A 22,226-nucleotide genomic window follows, 5' to 3' on the forward strand; every position below is an offset into this window, starting at 1 on the left:
CACCCAAGCTTCGCCGTGTAACCCTGTTCCCCCTGTGTTACTAGACAAGGACATCTTCTTTCCCTTTCGCGAGAACCACCTTCCCCTCAGCTTCAAGTTCCCTGGCAACCCGGATTATATTCTGTTGGGCCCTTTCAACTTCGCTCAGTTTCACGGGTCCCATAACCTCCATATCCTCACGAAGCATCTCTCCTGCCCTTGACGACAGATTGCCAAAGATCTTCTCCCTCATTTCTTCTGAGGCAGTCTTCAGCGCTATGCTTAGTTGCTGACTCTCCACCTGCTTTAAGATCTCACGCATGCCGCGATCATCTACCTTAAGCAGATCTTCAAAGATAAACATCAGTTGCCTGACTTCATCGGCGATTTCCGCTCTCTCTTCTTCAATTGCACTCAGCACGTTTTCTTCGGTCTCTCTGTCGACTTCATTCAGCATATCGGCAAGGGCGCCAACCCCGCCGACTTTCTTCCCACCCCCTGCGTCGCCTCGGCTCAGAAGCTCCTTTCTGAGCGCGTTGTCTACTTCCTTGATGACTTCCTTAGGCACGCGATTGATTTCCGCGATTCGCATTGCCAACTTACCCTGCGTCTCGCTTGGCAATCCATTCAAAATTTCGGCAGCCCTCCCCGAACTCAGATGAACCAGTATCAAGGCAATGGTCTGAGGATGTTCCCCTTTAATGAGGTTTATAAGGTCCTTGGTATCCATCGCCTCAAGATAATTAAAGGGGGCGTTCTTTTTGCCTCTTTCGATTTCCTTGTAAATGGTGTCGGCCTTCTCCTTGTCCAAGCCAAGATCCATAAGAGCCTTTAAAAAGGCATCTCCTTTGATTACTAATTGATTGGTTTCAATATTTTCTGCAAACTCTGTTAGAACGTTTCTCATGACATCAGGAGGGACGTATTCGATAACCGACATATGGGAGGCAAGCGTGCCAACCTCTTCCTCATCCATCTTCTTTAGCATTTCTGAGGTAAACTCTTCTCCCATGATCATAAGAAAGACTGCTGCCTTCTGTGGCCCCGTCAATTTTCGAGCATCTAAGGCATTACTCTGTGCCATCACTTTTCCTCGTGCAACCAACCCCTGAGCAATTGTTCGGTTCTTTCTGCATTGTCTCGTGCCAGCCTCATTATCCGCTCCCGTATGCTTTTATCCTTGGGTTCAGGCAACGCAGCCGATTCGGATTGCCCCTCCGGCAAGGCAGTTGTTCCTGATTCCCCTTCCAAAGCAGGCAACCGTTTTGCGCTTTCACCAATCGTGCCGATTTCTTTGACTGATCTCAGGAGCGGTCGAACCACAAACAGAAAAACCAGGATGACCAGCACCAAATTAAGCGCTGTCTTGGAGTACTGACGCGCCAGGCCCAACCAGTCTATCCCTGGCCTTTCAAAGATCCCGCTTATGTCAGATGAAAGTGAAAGTGGGAAAGAACTTACATAGACCTGGTCGCCGCGGTCCTCATCAAAGCCCATAGCTCTTTTTACGATCTTTTCAAGCTCCTGCAGTTCTTCTTTGCTTCTTGGCACGTATTTTTTTGTTTCTGACCCATCTTCGGCCGTAGCTACTTCATAGTTTCCATCCACGGCTGCTGCTGCCGAAAGTCTCTCAACTCCCCCAGAAGGCTTTGTGACATGTCGCGTGACTCTGTTTATCTCGTAGTTGACGACTTCATCGTCTTTCTGAGATCGCGTCCTTGCGTCAGTCCCCTGAACAGGGATAGTGCCCTGATTGGTAGTCTCAAGACGAGCTGCCGATCCCTTTGCCCTGTCTTTTTCAGACAACTCAGATTTGCGCTGTCTGCTCCTGATCACACTGCTGTCGGGGTCATACTTCTCTTCACTAAAATCGATCTGATCAAGGTCTATGTCAGCGCTGACACGCACTATTGCCTTGCCTTTGCCCACAATACCTTCCAATATACTCTGAATACGCCCTCCGATCCGCGCCTCTATCTGACGTTGATAATCGAGCCTATTGCTGGTCAAAAGAGCCGACTGATCGGCCTGATTCGGCCCCTTGAACAACACCTTGCCGGAGGAATCAACGATCGTAACCTGCTCGGGCACAAGCCCCTCCACAGCGCTTGCCACAAGATGAACAATCCCTGCGACCTTATCAGGAGCAAGCGGAGACCCGAGCTTCAGCAGCACAGAGGCCGATGGGGGCTTGCTGTCTTCGACAAACAGAGAGTCTTCAGGCATGACCAACAGGACGCGGCAATGTTCAACCTCTCGGAAATCGTTAATAGTTCTCACTAGTTCGCCTTGAAGCGCCCTTTGATAGTTGAGCCTCTGGACAAATTCGGTGGTGCTGAAATTCGTCTGATCAAAAATCTCAAAGCCTACATGACCTCCTACGGGCAACCCGTCATTGGCCAGGGTCAGTCGCAATTCATAGACCTTGTCGGCTGGGACCAAGACCGTGGCGCCTCCACCGCCAAGCTTGTATGAAATCCTCTGTTCCCTTAGCTTGGATACGATCTTGCCTGCGTCCTCCTGGGAAAGATTACCGTATAGAAGTTGATAATCAACCTGATTGGCCCAGAAAAACATCATGGCAAAGCCGGTCACCACAAACGCCAGCACAATTGCCATGGTAACCTTCTTAGGAGTGGGCATGGCCTTGAAAACGGCAATAAACTGTTCGATAAGCGCTCTCATTCTTCCTCTCTGTTCATCATTTTAAATGCCTAGAGACGACTAGAACTGCATTCTCATAACCTCCCTATAGGCATCCATGGCCTTGTTTCGAACCTGAAGGAGAAGTCTTAGGGAAATATCGGCCTTTTGAAGGGAAATCATAGTCTCATGGATACCCACCTGTCCTTTCGCGAGTTTCTCGATGGACCTGTCAGCCTCAATCTCCATGTCGTTCACGTCTTTGACAGCTTGTTTGATAAAAGCAGAAAACCCTCCGGATTTACCGCGAGCTTTTCCCCCTGCGCTAAAAGCATCAGGACGGATCTTGCTCTGAATTATTAAATCGCTCATCTATTTCTCCCCTATGACTATTTATTAGTCACTGGTGAATGGTCATTGGCGCCTACTGACAGGTGCCTACTCCCTAATTCTTACTGCTTACTACCACTCCATGCATCCTGTATCCGGCATCGGGCATCATCACTACTTCCCTATCTCAAGGGCCTTCAGCGCCATTCTCTTGGTTGCTGAGATTGCGGTTACATTTGCCTCATAGGATCTCCTGGCAAGCATGATGTCTGTCGTTTCAGTAACCACATTAACGTTTGGAAAAGACACATAGCCCATTTCGTTCGCATCCGGATGACCAGGTCTATACACCTGCCTGAAAGGCGTCATCTCTTCGACAATTTCACTCACGCCCACGCCACACAATGACTCAGACTGCGAATTCAGCGCTGACTCAAAATCCTCCACAGGTTTTGCCTCCATAAGGGCAACTCTTCTCCTGTACGGGATACCTCCTGGGGTACGGGTCGTATTCACGTTAGCGAGATTCGTGGAAATGACATTCATTGTTGTTCTCTGGGCTGTCAGACCTGTGCTACTAATGTGAAGCGCAGTCAGGAAATCCATTATCGTCCTCCTTCGGCTATGGTGTGTTTCAAGGCAGAAAACTTTCTCAAGAGAACCTCAATGCTCGTCTGGTACCGCAGATTGTTTTCCGCCAATTTTGACATCTCTCTGTCAATGTCAACCCAGGACTGCTCTGCATGAGAGATTTCGTAGTTTCCTGCCCCCAATCCCGGGATTCCAAAATGACGGGGATGAGTTTGTGTAAGGCCAACTCTCCTTTTTTCAAGGGCATCCTTTAGGGCCTTGTCAAAATCAATCTCTCCGGCCTTGTAGCCCGCTGTATCCACATTGGCGACATTGCTGGCTATGAGACCGTGTCGCACCTTTCCTATCTCAAGAGATCGCTCAATAACCTGATATGTTTTTCCAAACAGAGACTTGATTGGCATAGTGTTTCCTTTAATAAAATCGCTTCGCGATTTTATGCAGCGCGGCTTCGCCGCTTTAAGACGGAATAGCGCTTCGCGATTTTGTAAAGCAATTTGTATGCCCAGTTAGAACGTTTCCATCTTTTGCCGGTATTCATTCAATTTGTTCCGTAACGTTCGTACACTAATGCCGAGGATGTCAGCAGCATGGGTCCTATTCCCTTCGGTCTGGTCAAGGGCACTAAAAATCATCTTTCTTTCCATCTCTCTAATAGAGCCTGCCACTGGAAATGACGCTTCACCAGCTATCCTGGGTGGGTCGCCCAGAAACAGATCGTCCTTTTCAATAAGATCCCCTTCACACAAGAGCACGGCCCGCTCTGTGGTATTCTCAAGCTCTCTGACGTTACCGGGCCACTCCATTTGGACAAGGGCCCTGGCGGCATCATTTGTCAAGCCCTTGACATTACGACCGTTCATCCTGTTGTACTTGGTAGTAAAATAGTCAAGCAGCGGGGGGATATCTTCCTTTCTCTCACGCAGTGGTGGAATTTTCATTGGAATTACGTTCAAGCGATAATAGAGATCTGCCCGGAAGTTTTTTTCTTCTACGGCTGACTCAAGGTCCTGGTTCGTCGTTGCAATCACCCGAACATCGATGGGGATAGGATTGTGCCCCCCCACCCGGTCAACTTCCGATTCCTGCAAAACCCGCAGCAGTTTCGCCTGGAGGTGGATATTCATCTCACTTATTTCATCAAGAAGTATAGTGCCGCCATGTGCCAATTCGAACTTTCCAAGCTTTCTGGTTATCGCCCCTGTAAATGATCCCTTCTCATGGCCAAAAAGTTCACTTTCCAGAAGTCCGTCCGGAAGGGCCGCGCAGTTAAGGGCAACAAAAGGCTTGTTCCGCCCACCGCTTTCATTGTGAATAAAGCGGGCCAAAAGCTCCTTTCCTGTGCCACTTTCGCCTTGGATAAAAATGGAAGCCTTGCTATCGGCTACTTTTTTTGCCAGGTCCAATAGACGAAGCAGTTGATAACTTCTCGTTATAATAATGGGTTCTGATGGTTTAGAATCGTGCTTTCCTGATAAAGGCGAACCATTCCCTGCAGCCGTCTTCACCACAGTCTCAATGAGTTTTGGCGAAAGTGGCTTTACCATGAAGTCAAAGGCGCCCAGCCTCATAGCTTCAACAGCCAACTCAACCGTCCCGTATCCAGAGATGAGAATGACCGGAACGTTATTTCTCTGTTCCTTAATCTTGGTCAGTAGCCCGATGCCGTCCATATTCGGCATCTTCAGGTCGCTGATGACAAGGTTGTAGTCCTTGGCGTTGAATTTTTCGAAGCCTCTGACACCATCGCTGACGGCAGTCACGTCAAACCCCCAACCCCTCAAGCTGTCATGCAGGGCCATTCTCTCTTCATATTTGTCTTCAACCAGCAGTATGCTCTTCTTGCTATCCATATAAGTCCTTACATGTGTAACCGTTCACCGTTATCCGTTCACCGTTCATGGTTATCCGTTCACGGTTCATGGTTATCCGTTCAGGCTTGTCCGTTATCTGTTGTCCGTTATCTGTAGCGCCTTCATATACTTATACGGTTCAAATTTTCGTTGAACCCTGAACCCGTGAACGGTTACCTTTTTACTGTACTGTGGATTTGACAGCTTCTTGCGAAGTCATCATGACTTCTTCAAGCCATAACCAAACTTGTCGACAGACTCTTTAATATTGATCTCATTGATTTGCGCCTGGGCAACCTTGCTCCAGAATGGGTCCCCGGAGGCCACGATCTGATTCAACACGTCTTGTGCTTTGCTCGTAGCTTTTACCCACTGATAGCATTGTGCAAGCCTGAACTGCAGGCTCTGGATGTCCTGGCGCTTTGAGCCCAATTCCAGGGCACTCTTGAAGACAGGCACAGCCTTTTCCTTTTGTCCCAGTTTCACATAAGTCTCGCCCAGTTCTCGGTACGCAAGGAACAGATCCTCTGAGGGACTGCCTTTGTTCAGGCTCAATAGGGCGACGACATCTTTCAGCGACCTTACGCCATTCTCATAATGTCCCTGAGCGTTTGATGCTTTGGCCATTGCCGTTAGGATCTTGACTCGATCGTCTGTTTCGGAGTTTTTCCCAAGAGCAGCCCTTAAGGACTCCAGGGCTGGCTCGTATTGTCGACGTTCCAAAAAAATACTGCCTAGCCAATAATAAGCGTTTGAAGCCTCCCTGTGCCCAGGGTATCTTGTGACAAAATCCTTCAGCGACCCCTCAGCTTCATCAAATTTCTTTACCTTATAGGCAGATTCCCCCAGACCAAGCAGGATTCTGATCTGCTGATCTTTGTCCGCAGAGAAATTTCGGGCTTTGCTGAACATTAAAAGGGCATGTCCGTACAAATGAAGTCTCTTATGAGCCTCGCCAAGGAGCAACAGGACATTCCCCATTTCTCCGAAAGGCAAGCTAGATTTCATCTTCTCATAATAACTTACTATACTCTCAATTTCGCCACTTTTCCTTTTTCGTTCGAAAATCGTTTCCAGTGATGCCTGAAGCTCGGACTTGATCTCCTCCCTCAGGTTTGTCCTGGAATAGTCAACCAGGATCTCTCTCAAGGTAAGAACGCTCTTTTCGTAGTCTCCGTTTTTCTTCTGGACAAGGGCAAGCTTCAATAATGTCTGTTGCAGGGAAGTCTCCACCTGTTGTCTCAATTTTGTTGCGGGATGTTTGGCCAGTAGATCCTTAAGCGTCTTGATACTCTGCTCGTAACGCGTGTCTTTCTGCTGGATGTTGGCAAGCTTCAGCATGGCAAGCTGAGATAACGAATTGTCAGGAAATGCCTCTATGATTTGCTCATAGATCTCATGAGCTGTTTTCATAACAGGTATTCCTTGGTCTTGTGCAGGCGTGTTTTTAGCTTCGGCTTTTTCGGCTTCCGCAGCAAGACGAAGCAAGCTAATCAGGCCCCCTTCGGCTTCGGGATATGTCCTTGCAACCAGGTCATACAGCTTGCACGCCTCATCGCTCAGCCCTTCTTCACGATAGGTGTCGGCAATCCTTGTTAGGAGCAAATCAGCTGATTCCAGCTCAGGGAAGTAATTAAGGACCTTGGAGAAAGCATCTCTGGCTTCTTGCAGTTGTCCCAGTTCGCAGTAGTTGTTGCCAGTGTACAGCAGGATATCTGAATTCTTGTAGATCTCATCTGGCCGTGTCTTCGTGATTTCGTTAAGGGTCCTTAGGGAACGCTTGAAGGATTTCATGTCAAAGAATGTCTTTGCTACCTCGATCTTTGCTTTTGTGGCAAATCGTGTCTTGGGATAACGTCTCTGAAGCTCCTCAAAGGCCTGAAGCGCCTCCAAGGGTTTCCTGGTGGCGGCAAGAACCCTGCCCCGTTGAAGCAGGGCCTCAGCAGCAGCTCTGGGGTCCTTGTTTTCCTTCCCGACAAGATCATAGTGCGTCATAGCTTGATGGTATTGATTTGCCTCTAAGTAACAGTTTCCCATGGATACCCTGGCGCCGGGCACGTAGTCAGATTCCGGGAACTTGCTGATGGCGGCTTGATAATGCGCGGTAATGTCAAGAAGATGCTCAGGGATCTCTTTTTCAAACTTGCCATGGAAGCTCTTGGCCAAAAGGAAATAGGCACGTTCTGAATGCCGGCTTTCGGGATAGGACTGAATAACTTTCTCAAGAATCGGAATGGCTTTTTCCCATTTCCCCATTTTGCAAAACTCTGCAGCTTCCAGGAAGAGATCAGTGCCTGGTCCTGGTCTGACCGAGCCATTTGCACCAAACGAATCATCTGTCCACACTGCTGCATCAAAACCAGTCAACTCGTCAAGAGGTGGCTTTGGGGACATGGATTGTTTCAAGCCTTTTTCGTGATGCTTCGATTTGGTTCTAATTTCAATGCAAAGAAGATCTTTGCCCTCTTTTACCTGGTATTCAATCTCCCTATATGGCTTGTACGTCTTGACAAGCACACAAACCACACGGCATGCTTTCTGGGTTATCTCTACGCCCTTCACTAGTTTGTCTCCCACTATGGTCTCGCTGGCGTAGACATCCCCTGAAAGTTCGGTATCCTTGAAGGCAACTAGCATCTCCCGATCTTCAACAGGGATTACCTTATGGGCGGGATAACCTGTCAATTTGATAAGGACCGAGGAGACGTCCTCCTCAGAATGGGTCGAAACCTGCTCAATAACGTCATAGCCTCGGCCTTCGGCACGCAGATGTCCAACACAGGAAAAAATCACCATAACAAAAATCAGAATAGTCCGTCGTTTGACTCTAAAATGCATGGATATCCAAGTGTTATGACCCACCGGCCTGAATTATCAATCCTATCGTATCCCCATGGTTGAGCAATTAACATGCCAAGGAATGTGAGAGCATGTTGCCGGACCCTGCGTCTCCACAGTCCAACAATTATAAACATCCGGGCTGAGATGACCCGGCTCTGGTTATCCGCCGGAGGCGGATTTGGCTTCTTGGAATTTCAATGGCTTGTGGCCTCCGGCTCATAGAGCCTATGGCTCGGAGAGAGTGATGGAGTACTGGAGTGATCGAAAAAATCTGGGATCAGATTATTGACAAAAACATGTGGCCGGGGCGAGATGTCAGATTATTGACAAAAAGACCTGGATCATGAAGCAACTGCAGGCTTGAGGAGGTTCTTCTTCTTCATCTTCTCGATGAGGGTGGTTCGATTGATATTGAGTAATTTCGCGGCCTTGGTCTTAACCCAGTTCGTCTCACTCAGGGCCTGAAGGATCAGTTTTTTCTCATACTCTTCAACAGCCTGGTCAAAAACAATGCCGTTGTTGGGGATCCTGACTTCAACAGATTCAACCTTGCTGGCTTTCCCCTTAATAGATTCGGGAATATCCTCAATCTCGATGGTATCCCCATTTGAAAGGATGACCAGTCGTTCTATCAAGTTCTCGAGTTCCCGGATATTGCCGGGCCAACTGTATTCCAGCAAGCAACCAACCGCATCTTGAGCAAATTCACAAATACGTTTTCGTTTCTGTTTGTTGAACCTCTTCATAAAAAAATCGACAAGCAACGGAATATCTTCTGTTCTGTGTCTCAAGGGGGGAACCTTTATTGGGATAACGTTCAGTCGGTAGTAGAGGTCCTGTCTGAATGTCCCCTTATTGACCGCGCTAATCAAATTTTTGTTCGTCGCAGCGATGATGCGGACATCTATCTCAAGAGTTCTCGTGCCGCCCACTCTTTCGAACTTCTGCTCCTGAAGTACTCTCAATAACTTGACCTGCAAGTTGGGGCTCATGTCCCCAATCTCATCCAGGAAAATAGTCCCGCCATTGGCCAACTCAAAACGGCCCACTCGCATCTTATGAGCGCCCGTGAAGGCCCCTTTCTCATGTCCGAAGAGTTCACTTTCCAAAAGCTCCTCGGGAATTGCCCCGCAATTGATCACCACCATCGGGTTATCTCTGCGGTAACTATTGTAATGGATAGCCTTGGCGATCAGCTCTTTTCCCGTGCCACTTTCGCCCGTGATGAGCACAGTGCTATCCGTGTCAGCGACCCTTTCTATAAGCTCGAAAACCTTTTGAATGGGTTTGCTGTCACCAATGAAGTTCTCGAATCGATACTTTTTCCGAAGCTGCTGCTTTAGGAGTATGTTCTCTCTTTCAAGCTGCCTGTATTTCAGCGCTTTTTCCACGACTATCAAGATCTCGTCTGACTTGACAGGTTTGCTGATATAGTCAAAAGCGCCCATCTTGATAGCTTCCACAGAACCCCTGATCGTGCCATAACCCGTTAGAATGATACACATGGTTTCGGGAGACTGGTCCACAACATATTGCAAGACCTTCATACCGTCGACCTTGGGCAGATTCAGATCCGTTATCACCAAGTCATAGAAATCATCCTCAATGCGCCGAATCGCCCTCCTGCCGTCTTCGGCTTGATCGACCTCATATCCGGCTTGCCGCAACACATCGGCAATCACGTCCAGAATTTCGGGATCATCATCTACGATCAGTATCTTTTCCATAGTAAATGCCCGCCCCGTTCAAACAAAAGCAATATTGAAATCGCGGAAGTTCCTTACCGATCCCGCAGCCCTTCTATAAGCCTAATCTGAAAACAAATCAAGAGCATTATCGGTCGCCAATATAATCCCCGCGCTGAAACTTAAATGCCTCGACACTGGCGGTGACAGATATCTGATTTACGAGTCTAGCAAGTTCGTCATTCCCCCTCTGATAAGAGAGTGATTGCACATCCAAACCCTTGAGCGCCTGCTGCATCCGGAGGACTATGGGCTCAATTGACCTCAACGTCTTTCTTGGATTACTCAAAGCCTGTGCGTACTCCTCCATCAAATCAAGCAGATTAGACGCACGTTGCAAGGCTGCTGGTCTGCCAACCGAGGAAACCTCACTGCAGGAAACTGGAGCGACCTCACTTGCGGAAACCGGGGCATCTTCAGAACATTTGTTAGCATGCACCATATCCATGGTCCTGTCCAAAACCTGAGCAAAGCTCTTGTCTTTCCTTGCCTTTTCGTGGCCGGCAGGTTTTGTTGAGTGAATAGCCCCGGTTATTTTATCAACATCCATTGAATACACCCCCTTTTGCGATTCGGGCTTATAGATCTATTTGGCAAACACCTGAGTCAACTTCTCTTTTATGGCATCAGCCGTGAACGGTTTTACGACGTAATTGCTCACACCAGCCTGAACCGCCTCCAATACGTTATCCTTTTGAGCCTCTGCCGTAACCATTAGAAACGGGATATTCTTTGTCGATTCTTCCGCCCTTACATTTTTCAACAGATCCAGGCCGGTCATCTTGGGCATATTCCAGTCAGATATGATCAAATCCACTTCGTTCTTCTTGAGCACCGCGAGGGCTGTTGTGCCATCGTCGGCCTCCAATATATTGGCAAACCCGATTTGTTTCAAAACGTTCTTTATAATCCGCCGCATAGTAGCAAAATCGTCAACTACCAACACGTTCATGTTCAAATTCATAACTTGTTTCTCCGTCAAATCCGGTTCTTAGTCTTCAAAACAGACCTCAACAGTAAAATCCCCGCTATCCGTGCTGAAAGGGATTGCCGTTACGGTATGCCTGGAAACATGGGTAATGGTGTGGTTTTCTCCCATGATCACGATAGGGATGGCGGCCTGCAATGACCTTCCCAGTTCGGCAAGTTCTTTTCTGGCTTGCCCGGAGATCATGTTCGTAATCTCCCCAACGGCATCTCTTATCTCATCATTCAGTTCCTCCATTTTCTCTCCAAACATGTTCGACACAATGGGAAGAATGCTTTGTCTGGCAAAGCTAACCGAAATTGTGCAGTTGGCTTCACCCGTCAGGCCGAGAATCCCTGAAACATCTCCCAGGGCGACTTCATCCTTTTTCAGATAGGGTTTTCCAGCCCGGGCCTTGGTGAAAGCCATGGTCTCAAGGACCTTAACCGTTGCATCAACAAATGGGTTGATCAATTTCGCATCCATGCTTATTCCTTATTTGTTCCTTCCAGACCTGAAGGCTCCATAACTGTCATCTTGAAAAAAGCGCCGTCAATATCAAAAACGGCGCCTTGCGCTATCGCAAGTTCTGAGCAGGTCTGCAATCTTTCTGCATCAGGAACGTCAAGGCCGACACTGTTGTCGAGTTCAAGAGCAGTCACAAGGTTTCCGCCAATGATGTTGGCAGCCTCTCTGAATGTATCCACAAGATCGGCCTCTTCAACCGGCTGGTCCGTGCCAAAAAGACTCTTAGCCATATCCATAACCAGTTTGTCAGAAGCATACAGCACAAAAACCTCCGAACCGTTTTTCACTCCAACCCCGGCCTTGAAACACGACTCGGGCAAAGGAGGCGCTGGATCACCTTCTTCAATCGCCTCAGGAAACATGAAGTACATACTCTCAAACACATCGCGAACGACCCTCTTAACCCCTTCTTGCATATCCTCTCTTTTTTTCATCTTCGACTCCATCTATAGTCATTGTTTTTGATAAACAGTCGGCCGAATGTACCTGAAAGGACGCTCCCCAACCCCTCTACATCCTTTGGATCGAGCATCACCACTTCAAGGGCGAATTTGTCGAGTAACTCTCCAGCATTATCCAGATAGTCTTCCGTGAATCAACAATCCTTCATCGCAATACCGATCCTTTTTTTCACGCATCGCTTACGACCAGGAGAAAAACGTCTTTTATGTTGTTAAGGGATCCAGCCGTAATTCTTATCTTCTTCTTCCCGTTTCTATCCTTCTTCAGATGGGTTATGTAGTCTGCAGGCTCTTTTTCGGGCTGTTGCATTCGCCTTTGGGTAAAATCGACAAGCCCTTCCTGAGAAGCATCATCAATCACCTCCGCAATATTCAGGCCAATTAAATCCGCCTGGCTATGGCCCACTAAATCTGCAAAGGCTTGATTGGCTCCCAATATGAATGTCTTGCGGCCCACAAAGGCGGGGTTTTCTATCTCCTCAACAATCAAAAGTTTTTGCAGGATAGAACCATGATAGGCCCCGTTAGAGGGCAGGTCTCTGCCTCTGTTTTTTGACCTGCTCTTCTGCATCTTCACAACCTCGGGCAAAGGGATACCATGAGTGTCCAATATTCGAACTACTTCGTCGGCGGGGATCTTATAATTTCTTCCGACCCTGACACCCTTGATCCTGCCCTTCTCAATCCACCGCCTCACGGTGGTATGGAACACACCTAGCCACCCGCCCACTTCAGGGGTCGAAAAAAGAGTCTTCTCCATGCCTTGCTCCTATAAATACAAAATATTCTATTGCTCTTATCTATCGGCAAAACCGCCCTGAATCGTTAGCCAATTTTCTTGCGGATTGTCAGGCAAAGCCTCCATGTGTTGATAGAAAAGGTTTGATAATTAGAAAATCGGGATTCTATTAAGTATGCATTAATCGCACCAAAATTTGCCTCTGACCTGAGAAATCAGGAGGTCAGATGAAATATGTGCTTCTCAGGGAGTTCGGGCTGCGCGGTTCCCATAAGCAAGCGCCGGGGTGCATTAAGGCTTTTTCTCCCGCAACCGTTCAAGGGTTTAGGGTTCCAGGTTCCAGGGTAGTGAAAGGTTAACAGGGTGAACTCTGAACCTGTGAACCTCTACGGAAGGTCTCGATTGATCGTTAGGGATGGCAAGGGAGGTGAATAGTGAAGGTTGTCTGATCAGGAACACTTTCAAATGCAATATTACCCTGGCAATTCTCGAGAAAAAGGGACACGAGCGTGAGACCAACCCCCATATGTTCCTCGACCTTGCCTTCGTAGTCTATTTGCCTCTTCGTAGTGAAAAAGGGCTCAAATATCCGCGGGCGATCTTCTTCTGAAATACCGCAACCCGTGTCCCGTACATTTATGATAACACCATCCTCGTGCTTAGCAGTTTCAACGGTGAGGCCTTTTTCCTCAGAGTTCACCATGGCCTCCAAGGCATTTCGAATCAGGTTTAACATAATCACACAAAGATCCGAATATCGTCCCCTGACATTCGGAAGGCTATCATCCAGCCGGAAACTCTTCTGCACACGGTGCTTAAAAAACATGTCTGCTTTGAGCAAGGTGAGCGTGTCTTTAACAACCTCGTTAATTCTCACCTGCCCGATCTCAGAACGCCGTTTGGCAAGGATATCTCTTGTGAGAAAACCCAGACTCTCGTTTAAATCATCGAGGCCTTTCACAAAAGAGTCTATTCGTTGTTTCATGCGGTCTGACAAGGCCACTGCTTCGGCATCATCGGTCCCTTCAAGCATCTTCTGCAGCTTGCCTATATCCTGCTGCACTTGTTCGGAGCGAATCCAAAGGATTTGAAGAGGTCCGTTGAGGTTGTGGACAAATCCTTCAAGGGTTCGAACAAAGTACACGCCACAATAGTGATCAGTGAGCTTTTTCAACAGCATCAGTTCCCTGGATAGTGGCGATGGATATGCGTTGGAATTCTGTTGGAGATCACTCATTTTCCGGCTTTCTTCCTTTCTTTTTCCCTCCTTATGGCCTCTCGCTGTATTTGGAATACGTAAGAGATAATCCATTCCTTATAGTCCTCATCCAGCTCGAGGAACTCCAGCGCAATCTCATGGCGCTGCTTGCCGTCGTCTTGAACCGGACTGACTCGCGCAACTTTTCCAAAGATCTGCAACGAAACAACAGGGTATCTGGAAATCCTGAAGCTGGCGTCAAGGATCTGCCCCGCTTTTACCGCCTTATCGCACAGAATTCTCATTCCGCTGCCACTAATATCCAAGCCCTGCCCCCAAAAAAGGCCCTCGTCACATCTTTCCTGCCTGGCCAGGAGTTTCAGCACGCGGTCCAGCTTATCCTCTATTTGAATCAAGAAATCTATGAGGTTTGACTCAAAGGCCCGGCCAGCCCGATAGTTTTCTACTTCACCAGGGACTGACTGTTTCATGGGCTTGACAAACCGCGGAGGCCGAGTATCCCTCTTATCCCGGATGGCTTCATATTGATGGGCATCCAGCACCGAAAATTGCACATCAACACAAATCGCCGCCCGCACACAGTCCCGCTTCTCCTCTTGCTTTGCATTTTCCATTGCGACCTGTCCTTGCATTGCTCTCTGTCTTTGCGCTACCTTGCAATGCTTATACCACTTAACACACCAAAGGCAAGCCCCTTCAATTCAGGTTGTTTTTCCAATTGGAATATTAGAATAACGACAGCTAGTTACATGAAATCGCGAGGTGATTTCATGTACAGGGACCAACGTCACGGGTGAGGCAGGTCAACGATGGCACGTAGCCCGCTGAGTACTCTTGATTCCGGCCTTGCACCATGCAGTGTTGTATTGGAGGCCAAGAGATCGTCCTTGTAGGCCATTTCTGCTCTCTTATGGACTTTAAGAAAGCTACTTACAACTTCTTCATCAAATTGGGTGCCGGCCTTTTCCACTATTGTGTCGATGATAACATTTTCAGCAATTCTTTTTCGGTAGGCCCGGTCAGAGGCCATTGCATCATAAGTATCTGCTACTGCAAGGATGCGGGACAACAACGGAATTGCTTCACCCTTCAAGCCGTCAGGATATCCGCGGCCGTCCCATCTCTCATGATGATGACGTATGATTTTCTGCTCTTCAGACATAAGACCCACGTGACCGATAATACTTGAGCCGATCACAGGATGTTTCTTTATGATCTCGTATTCTTCTGCGGTCAGACGACCACGTTTCAGGAGAATACTGTCCCGAATACCTATCTTTCCAATATCGTGGAGGTGACCAGAAAAATTTAACAGATCAAGTTCTTCGTGGGAACACCCCATCTCTTTTCCTATCTTGAGGGCAAATTCGGCCACGCGACTTGAGTGCTGTTTGGTATACGGATCCCTCGCCTCAATGGCCTCCACAAAGGCGTACAGTGTGGCAAAAAGATTCTCGTAAATGTTTTCGTACAGAGCGACGTTTTCTATGACAGAGGCCGTCCTTCTTGCCACGAAATTCAGATAGTACAAATCCTTTACGTTGAAAGGTATGGATTCTTCTTTGACGATGGCGGCGGTCAGCACCCCGAAGATTTTATCCCTTATCTTCAGGGGGGTGGCAATCAACGAAAGAGCGCCGGTATTCGACAGGGATGGATCGCAAGCATCCTTCATGAGAAACGGTAGACCTTCAGAGATTCTCTTGACTAAGACCCTCTCGATGCATATAAGGTTGTTGTTATCCGTGTTCTTGCCTTCTCCATAAAACGATGCAACAAGAACAGGTTTTCTCAGGGACTCGTCAAGTATGTGGAGATGGCTTTCGTCGCTGCCGGTTATCTCAGTAGAGAGCTTGACAATCATATCAAACAATCCAGAACTGGTCTTAACACAGTCCACTTTCTGCATAACCACATTCAATGTATGAAGATCCTTGACTTTCTCAGCAAGCTCTCTGTTAAGAGATTGGAGTCGTTCTCTGTTTTTCACCTCCTCCTTCAGCAACATATTTTCAACAAACAGATCCCTTTTCCCAAGGGCTCTTTGAATTGTCAGTCCTATGCTATTCATCTTCAATGGTTTAACCAGAAAGTCCACCACACCGTTTTTCAATGTGGCTATTGCGTTCTCTGTAGAAGGGTATCCGGTCATCACGGCAACCGGAATGGTATTGTCGATCCCCTGTACCTTGCTCACGAACTCCATCCCGCCCATTCCGGGCATATTAAGATCCGTGAAGCAAAAATCGACCCTGTTTTTCTGACAGACCTCCAGGGCTTCAGCGCCATCACGGGCCGTGAAGATCGAACCGGTCTCCGTTGAGTGAAAAAAGTCCTTGAAAATCTCAAGGATCATTTCGTCATCATCAACAACCAGTATGTTCAAGTGTTCACTCATAGACGTATAGACTCTAACGTATAACGAATAACAGTAGTCAAGAGACGTTCAATGGTTCAGGGTTCACCCTGTTAAACTTCCCGAAGGGAACCCTGTTTAACGGGGTGAACCGTTCAGGTTACCTTATGTTTTGGGCGTTCACAGGTTCAGATTTTCGGTGAACCCTGAACCGTTGAAAACCTACCCATTGTCTGAATAAATCCCAAGATTTTTTATCATATGTGCCTTGAGCGCCTTAAACTCCTTGTCTGTCAACAATCCGTCCTTTTTCAACCGAGAGATATTTTCCAATCCCTCAAACAGGTTCTGCTGCTCTGCATCGGCTTTGCGCAAAAACTCTAAACTGGGGAGGTTGCTTGAAAAAAAATTGAGGCGGGCGACCTTCTGTTGTTTACTCTTATACTTATCTTTGTATTTATTGACTCTTTTCTGAATGTCAACCAGTTGGTCATAGGCATCCTTCAGTTCCTGGATCAGCTCTCTGTTTTTCCGGACCAGACCGACCTTCTCAATAGCATTGTTAAATGCAATCTCCATCTCCTGAAGCTTGAAAGGCTTCTTGAGGTAATCATAAGCCCCTTCCCTCACAGCCTCAATGGCGCTTTCAAGGGTTGCATGTCCAGTGATGATGATCACTACCGAGTCAGGGTTTATCCTCTTGGCAAACCTCAACACTTCCAAGCCCCCGACCCTGGGCATCACTAAGTCAGTTATGACTACATCAGCAGGCTGTTTCTTTATGAACTCGATCGCCTCATAGCCATCGTCAAAAACCTCAACCGAAATGTGCTCCCTTGTAACTAGATCCTTCAGGATTTCGCCAATCGTCTTATCATCATCGACAATGACACTCTGGATAGACTGGCGCTCGCGCTCCATTTTCTTTAGCACTCAGGCTGGCATGGTTTTCCAAGTTGTCGATTAGCTCCAAGAACTAACCACTTTGCCACAATTTCCCACTCAACCATTCAACTACTCAACTAAAGACCTTTATGCCTTCTCGTCAAAGAGGATACCCATCATTTCATCGATCTTTGCCATCAGATTCAAGACCTGTTCCGGCGGAATCTCGCGGATCAAATCGCCTGTCTCCTTATCCGTCACGGCCACCTTGATGAGGCCAGTGGCCTCATGCACTGAAAAATTAAGGCCCACGGCCGAGACATCCAAATGGTTCTGAGTTGCCTCCAGAACATCTCGCAGGAGTTGAACATCTTCTTTTCCCTTCTTCTCTTGCGGCCGCCGGCCCGAAGCCTCTTGCGGCGCCTCAGTCTTCACCGCTGGCTGAACCACCGGCGCAATTTCTACTGACGATCTTATCGCGTTCGTAGGTTCGACTAACACGGAGATCACCTCCTTCTCATATTGCTACCTCTTCATATCCAGGAATCTCGGATTTTGACAACCCACGCCCCTGTAGCCCCTGGCTACATGAAGCCCTTGTCGCGCCTTGAGTATGTCAGATTTCAAGGATTCATGTTCAGCACGCGCCAAAGTCAAACATTTCTTATCCACATCGGCAAGTGACTCCAGGGTCGTCTTTATCTTGTCCGAATAACTCCTGATCAGATCCCTGGCCTTCTCGGATAACTTTTCTATTGAAAAGCTGTCCTGTTGAGTAATGTTGTCAACTTCTTTATCAATTCGTTCGATCTCGTTTATAACCCCCTGTCGCTCTTTCACACGAAGCGTTATCCCTCGGATGTCTTGAGACTCAAGGGCATCCTTCATCCTGGCAGTGGCCTTCGAAAAAGACCCTAACAACTGAATCTTCTCTCTTAGCCTGCCGCAGAGTTTCTCATGATTTCCTACAGTCTCCATCATAGTCTCACCCGAGGTCCATACGCCGCGGCCCCGCCTTGCTTGCTCATTTGATCGGATAAATGGGCTGGCATCGGCGCTGAGGCTTTTTTGCCGCCATAAAAAATCTCTTCCCACGCCCCTTTGAGTTCCTCGAGCATGCCAAGAACTTCATCAAAGACGGATGGCTCTTTCTCCACATCACCCTGCAAGATGCGGCGTATCATGTATTCATAGATTGCCCGCAGATTTGTTGCAATCTGACCTCCTTTTTCAAAATCAAGCGAACACAAGAGTTCATTTACAATGTCTTGAAATTTCTGCACCGCCCTCGCCTTGGCCTCATATTCGCGGGCATCATACTTTTCCCTGGCAAGCCTTAAATTACTGATCGCCCCTTCGTAGCACATAATCACCAATCTCTTCGGATCTGCTGTCATAACATTTGTCTGTTGATAGGCGCCAACCCCATTTCCATGCATTAATCCGTCCTCCTTTGGTTTGAATAAAATCGCTACGCGATTTTATCTAACGCGGCTTCGCCGCTTACTCCCCACTGCCTACCACCCATAAGCGCTAGTTGTTTTGTAAACGTTCACAGGTTACATTTATGCCGTACGGAATTGTTTTGAAAGATGTTCGATGTTCATTTTTTTCAGTAAACCTTCCTCAGTCCATCCGGTGCAAAAATAACTTAGCGCTTATGCCCTACTACACCCAACCACTATAGCTCGCATTGATCTGCCCGGTCAGCCATTGGCTCTGGCTCTGGATCTGGGCCAAAGCCACCTCCATAGCCACAAATTGATTTATCATTCTTTCCATTTTGCTATTAAGGCGTGTCTCCATATTTTCGATCCGGATTTCTAAACTATTGATGCTATCTTGGAGAGAATCTTGTTTAAAAGCCACATAACCGTCATAGGAATCGGTGATGTTAAAGAGGGCCCGATCAAAGAGTTCACCCACGCCGAGCGTAAGCTTTATATTGCCAACGTCACCTGTGGTCGAGCCGGTATATTTAATAACCAGGCCATCCACATTCGTCTCACCGTCATCACCCGTTAGGGTCTGACCTGAGCCTGTAGCTGCTTCGCCATTGATGGTGCCGGCAACGTCCACGCCGTTATTGACGGTCTGGTCGCCCCCGGTCCATAGCTTGTTGTTGTCATCGGCTGCATCTTCAGAAATACTGAAGGTATAAGCACTTCCATAGGAATCGTGGGTTAATACCAGACTTCCGGCATCTTCTGTTGCTGTGATGGCCATGGCATAGCGGCCCTCTTGCCCTCCTGTATTCGTGGTGGAAACTGAGGTACCGAAGGTAAGACTATGGGCATTGGTATAGTCGAGTGCTATAGAAAGCTGGCTGTTTCCCTCGTACTTGTCTGTGATGACAAGCCGTCCGGAAGTGTCAATAGAAGCAGTTATGTCGTTACCATAGGCCGTTTCTATGGCAGAGAGAACTCCCTGGACCTTGTCTGACGAGGCATTGGTTACATCATAGGAACCCGAAACCTCTGTACCTGATCGAGTCGTACCGGTGAAAGTGATTCTGTCGCCAGTTAAAACACCAGCTGAGGTGCTGCCATCGAGGTAGACTTGATCCCAGGCAGTGGTTGACCTCAGTACGGTGGTCCCTCCACTCCCTTCATAGAGCTGCTGGTCTCCCACCAAGGTCTCAGTGTATACCGTTGACAGTTCGGAGTTTATGGCATTCTTGATAGCACTGAGACTATCAGTGGTTTTCAATGAGATTTGGGCTATCTTATCTCCTTCAGTAATCGTCAGAGTCTCATCTTCCCCAACAGTCCCATTGTCGCTGTTGGTGGAAGTGCTCTGGGTGGCTGCCTGCGTGATATTTACGGTGTATTCTCCAGCTTCAGTGTCGTTGGAATAGGAAATGTACTCAATAGTGCTCACGCTCGGACTACCATTGACGGAAAAAAGGCTCTTGACATCGCTGAAATTTGTCTCCAAGTATCCGCGTAGCGTGTCTGTATCGATGCTAAGCGTGGGTTCATAGTCCTGACCGGAAACCACAGAACTCTGCTCGATGCCCACCAACCCCAATGTGGCGTATTCGCTGGAAACACCCCATACGGACTCGAGCAGTGTGGTAGTCAGGTCTGATTTCACTGAAGACAGGGTCCCGTCACCAAAGAGAACACCGCCGGTTTCTTCCTCATCTTCGTCGTAGGATTGCTGCTGGCAAATGTAAGAAATCACTTCATTGTAGGAGTCAACAAATGTGCTGATTGTCTCCATGATCGTGTCAATATCCCGGTCCACTTTGAGTGTGACGGTGGTGTCCGTGTCCTCTCCCACGAGATTCAGGGTCACACCCGTTATGACACTGCTAATGGTGTTAGATGAGTTCGTTATGACCACATTGTCGACCACGATCTCAGCATCTTCACCGGCAGCCAATTGCATGGACCGGCCTTCGGTGGTCATGGAGACCGTCCCGAAATCGAGGGCTCCGGCGCCCTGGTTATTGGTTGCCAGGATCATTTCAAGCTGGCTGTCCCCTGAAGTCGTGTCCGTAATCTGAATCTTGCCCTCAGCGCTTATCGTGGCGCTCACCGTACTACCAAACACGGTTGTTTCAATGTAATTGAGCAGTTCGCTCACCTGGGCGGTCGTGCCGGAGATGGTGAAAGAGCCTGATACCTCAGTCCCGTCGTGTTTCTTGCCGGTAATCGTAAAGGAAGTGTTTGCTTGAACGTTCGCCCCGTCTATTTGATTCCATTGTGTGTTTTCCGTGATGGCCGTTGCGCCGCCGCCTGTGGTATTTGCCACGCTTCCCGTATGGACTTCGGTCACGCTTGTGTATGTGCCCTCCAGAATGCCGAGTGTCTGAAGGACGTTACCGTTGTCCGTGAAAGAAGTCGTACCGCTTACGTCTATCCGGTATCTGGTTTCTCCGTCCACGGTCTCAGAGACAACAGAGGCCGACACTCCAGCAAGTGCGTCTATATTTTGTGCTATCGTTGTTATGGACTGGCTGGAAAGGTCAATATCAACATTGTTTCCTCCGATCTGAACGGTCGTGGCCCCCGGGGCGCTGGTCAATCCGAGCAATGTCCCCACAACCCCGTTGGAACTACTGAAAAGGTCACTCTTTGCCCCATCGCTGGTGGAGGTCTTTATCTGGGTGCCTGAACTGATCAAGCCCAAGTCCTGAAGGATGTTATTACCACCCGAGCAGGCCCCTTCAAGGACACTCAACCCATCTTCGCCCGTCTCATCACTGCTCAAGACCAGGTGATAGTTGTCAGTACCGTATGAGACAATGCTGGCAGTTACGTTGGAAGGATTCTCGCCGGTGTTTAAGGCATTGATTTTGTTCTTTATACCTGCCAGTGTATCCGTTGCTACTACGTTTACTGCTTTTCCTGAAACGAGGAAATCGCCTGACAAACTCAGCGCTGTATCTATGTCTGTATAGTTTTTCGAAGAGATTCTCTCTGATTGAGCGAGATTATTGACTTTGATGTTATATGTCCCTTGAGTAGCAGTGCTGCTCGTCGACACGGTTAGCAAATCAGATGGTGATGTGCTCGTATTGGACGTGGTGCCTGCCACATAAACGCTAAACCCTGTCTCCGCACTTAGGGCGCCTGCTGCCGTCTTGAACCCAAGCAGTTTGGTGTTGAAAGACTGCCACTCCGAAAGCTGTGATTCGTAGTTGGATTTCTTCTCTTCAACTAGATCAACCGGCTTATGCTCAAGGGCAATCAACTGGTCGATCATGCTGCGCCAGTCAAACCCGCTTGAAAGGCCTGATACGAGATTCGTACTTAAAGACATACTGTTACACCTCCCAACAAATCGGCCCATTTCACCTGTAGGCAAAATGTGCCTGCAGCTGATAGATCTATCGGAAAATCCTTCCCAAAACTTGAGTTTCCCATGGGTACACTGCTGCACAGCAAAAGACCTGCCAACACCACTGGCACAACAAAAAAACAGGGCATTCCCATCACAATAGAGCAAGGAAAGCCCTGACTTTGGCAGCGGAACGCCAAGACCTTAGTTTTTCTGTAACCGTTCACAGGTTACATTTATGCCGTACGGAATTGTTTTGAAAGATGAACGTCGAACATCGAACATTGAACGTCCAACGTCG

At 48.1% G+C, this 22,226-nt stretch carries 21 protein-coding genes; all 21 read right to left on the bottom strand.

Annotated features, from left to right (window positions below):
- Positions 1 to 40 precede the first annotated feature (40 nt).
- A complete protein-coding gene (gene fliG, locus JW883_14640; protein ID MBN1843504.1) occupies positions 41 to 1,063 on the bottom strand; it encodes a flagellar motor switch protein FliG in 1,023 nt (340 codons plus the stop codon).
- Complete coding sequence (fliF, locus tag JW883_14645; GenBank protein ID MBN1843505.1) at positions 1,063 to 2,664, bottom strand: flagellar M-ring protein FliF; 1,602 nt, start codon at positions 2,662 to 2,664, stop codon at positions 1,063 to 1,065. The genes fliG and fliF overlap by 1 nt, the downstream gene beginning before the upstream one ends.
- Before the next feature lie 39 nt (positions 2,665 to 2,703).
- Positions 2,704 to 2,994 (bottom strand): flagellar hook-basal body complex protein FliE, encoded by a 291-nt coding sequence (gene fliE / locus JW883_14650; protein ID MBN1843506.1) that lies wholly within the window; start codon positions 2,992 to 2,994, stop codon positions 2,704 to 2,706.
- Positions 2,995 to 3,126: 132 nt separating this feature from the next.
- A complete protein-coding gene (gene flgC / locus JW883_14655) occupies positions 3,127 to 3,558 on the bottom strand; it encodes a flagellar basal body rod protein FlgC (protein ID MBN1843507.1) in 432 nt (143 codons plus the stop codon).
- Positions 3,558 to 3,947, bottom strand: coding sequence for a flagellar basal body rod protein FlgB (flgB, locus tag JW883_14660; protein MBN1843508.1), 390 nt, complete (start codon positions 3,945 to 3,947; stop codon positions 3,558 to 3,560). Before flgB ends, flgC begins: the two co-directional genes overlap by 1 nt.
- Positions 3,948 to 4,052: 105 nt before the next feature.
- Positions 4,053 to 5,396, bottom strand: coding sequence for a sigma-54-dependent Fis family transcriptional regulator (locus JW883_14665; GenBank protein ID MBN1843509.1), 1,344 nt, complete (start codon positions 5,394 to 5,396; stop codon positions 4,053 to 4,055).
- Between the two features lie 219 nt (positions 5,397 to 5,615).
- The gene (locus JW883_14670) at positions 5,616 to 8,234 is read right to left on the bottom strand and encodes a tetratricopeptide repeat protein (protein ID MBN1843510.1); all 2,619 of its coding nucleotides are present in this window, start codon (positions 8,232 to 8,234) and stop codon (positions 5,616 to 5,618) included.
- 344 nt (positions 8,235 to 8,578) lie between these two features.
- On the bottom strand, positions 8,579 to 9,964 hold the full coding sequence (locus JW883_14675; protein MBN1843511.1) for a sigma-54-dependent Fis family transcriptional regulator: 1,386 nt from the start codon (positions 9,962 to 9,964) through the stop codon (positions 8,579 to 8,581).
- 106 nt (positions 9,965 to 10,070) lie between these two features.
- Positions 10,071 to 10,532, bottom strand: a complete 462-nt coding sequence (locus tag JW883_14680; GenBank protein MBN1843512.1) for a hypothetical protein — start codon at positions 10,530 to 10,532, stop codon at positions 10,071 to 10,073.
- Between the two features lie 36 nt (positions 10,533 to 10,568).
- The gene (locus JW883_14685) at positions 10,569 to 10,946 is read right to left on the bottom strand and encodes a response regulator (protein ID MBN1843513.1); all 378 of its coding nucleotides are present in this window, start codon (positions 10,944 to 10,946) and stop codon (positions 10,569 to 10,571) included.
- A 27-nt stretch (positions 10,947 to 10,973) separates the two neighbouring features.
- Positions 10,974 to 11,435, bottom strand: coding sequence for a chemotaxis protein CheX (locus JW883_14690; protein ID MBN1843514.1), 462 nt, complete (start codon positions 11,433 to 11,435; stop codon positions 10,974 to 10,976).
- Between the two features lie 2 nt (positions 11,436 to 11,437).
- Complete coding sequence (locus tag JW883_14695; GenBank protein ID MBN1843515.1) at positions 11,438 to 11,911, bottom strand: chemotaxis protein CheX; 474 nt, start codon at positions 11,909 to 11,911, stop codon at positions 11,438 to 11,440.
- Between the two features lie 196 nt (positions 11,912 to 12,107).
- Positions 12,108 to 12,698 carry an excisionase family DNA-binding protein gene (locus JW883_14700; GenBank protein ID MBN1843516.1) on the bottom strand — a complete coding sequence of 197 codons (591 nt, stop codon included), beginning with the start codon at positions 12,696 to 12,698 and terminating at the stop codon, positions 12,108 to 12,110.
- A 388-nt stretch (positions 12,699 to 13,086) separates the two neighbouring features.
- Entirely contained in the window at positions 13,087 to 13,914 is an 828-nt protein-coding gene (locus JW883_14705; protein ID MBN1843517.1) for a GHKL domain-containing protein, read from the bottom strand.
- A complete protein-coding gene (locus JW883_14710; GenBank protein ID MBN1843518.1) occupies positions 13,911 to 14,510 on the bottom strand; it encodes a PilZ domain-containing protein in 600 nt (199 codons plus the stop codon). Before JW883_14710 ends, JW883_14705 begins: the two co-directional genes overlap by 4 nt.
- A gap of 173 nt (positions 14,511 to 14,683) precedes the next feature.
- Positions 14,684 to 16,294, bottom strand: coding sequence for a response regulator (locus JW883_14715; GenBank protein MBN1843519.1), 1,611 nt, complete (start codon positions 16,292 to 16,294; stop codon positions 14,684 to 14,686).
- A 180-nt stretch (positions 16,295 to 16,474) separates the two neighbouring features.
- On the bottom strand, positions 16,475 to 17,185 hold the full coding sequence (locus tag JW883_14720) for a response regulator (GenBank protein MBN1843520.1): 711 nt from the start codon (positions 17,183 to 17,185) through the stop codon (positions 16,475 to 16,477).
- Positions 17,186 to 17,284: 99 nt separating this feature from the next.
- Complete coding sequence (locus JW883_14725; GenBank protein MBN1843521.1) at positions 17,285 to 17,647, bottom strand: flagellar protein FlaG; 363 nt, start codon at positions 17,645 to 17,647, stop codon at positions 17,285 to 17,287.
- A gap of 15 nt (positions 17,648 to 17,662) precedes the next feature.
- Positions 17,663 to 18,118, bottom strand: coding sequence for a flagellar export chaperone FlgN (gene flgN / locus JW883_14730; GenBank protein ID MBN1843522.1), 456 nt, complete (start codon positions 18,116 to 18,118; stop codon positions 17,663 to 17,665).
- The gene (gene fliS, locus JW883_14735; GenBank protein MBN1843523.1) at positions 18,115 to 18,576 is read right to left on the bottom strand and encodes a flagellar export chaperone FliS; all 462 of its coding nucleotides are present in this window, start codon (positions 18,574 to 18,576) and stop codon (positions 18,115 to 18,117) included. The genes flgN and fliS overlap by 4 nt, the downstream gene beginning before the upstream one ends.
- A gap of 229 nt (positions 18,577 to 18,805) precedes the next feature.
- The gene (gene fliD, locus JW883_14740; GenBank protein MBN1843524.1) at positions 18,806 to 21,907 is read right to left on the bottom strand and encodes a flagellar filament capping protein FliD; all 3,102 of its coding nucleotides are present in this window, start codon (positions 21,905 to 21,907) and stop codon (positions 18,806 to 18,808) included.
- Positions 21,908 to 22,226 lie beyond the last annotated feature (319 nt).

The sequence above is a fragment of the Deltaproteobacteria bacterium genome (assembly GCA_016930875.1).
Taxonomy (GTDB): domain Bacteria; phylum Desulfobacterota; class Desulfobacteria; order Desulfobacterales.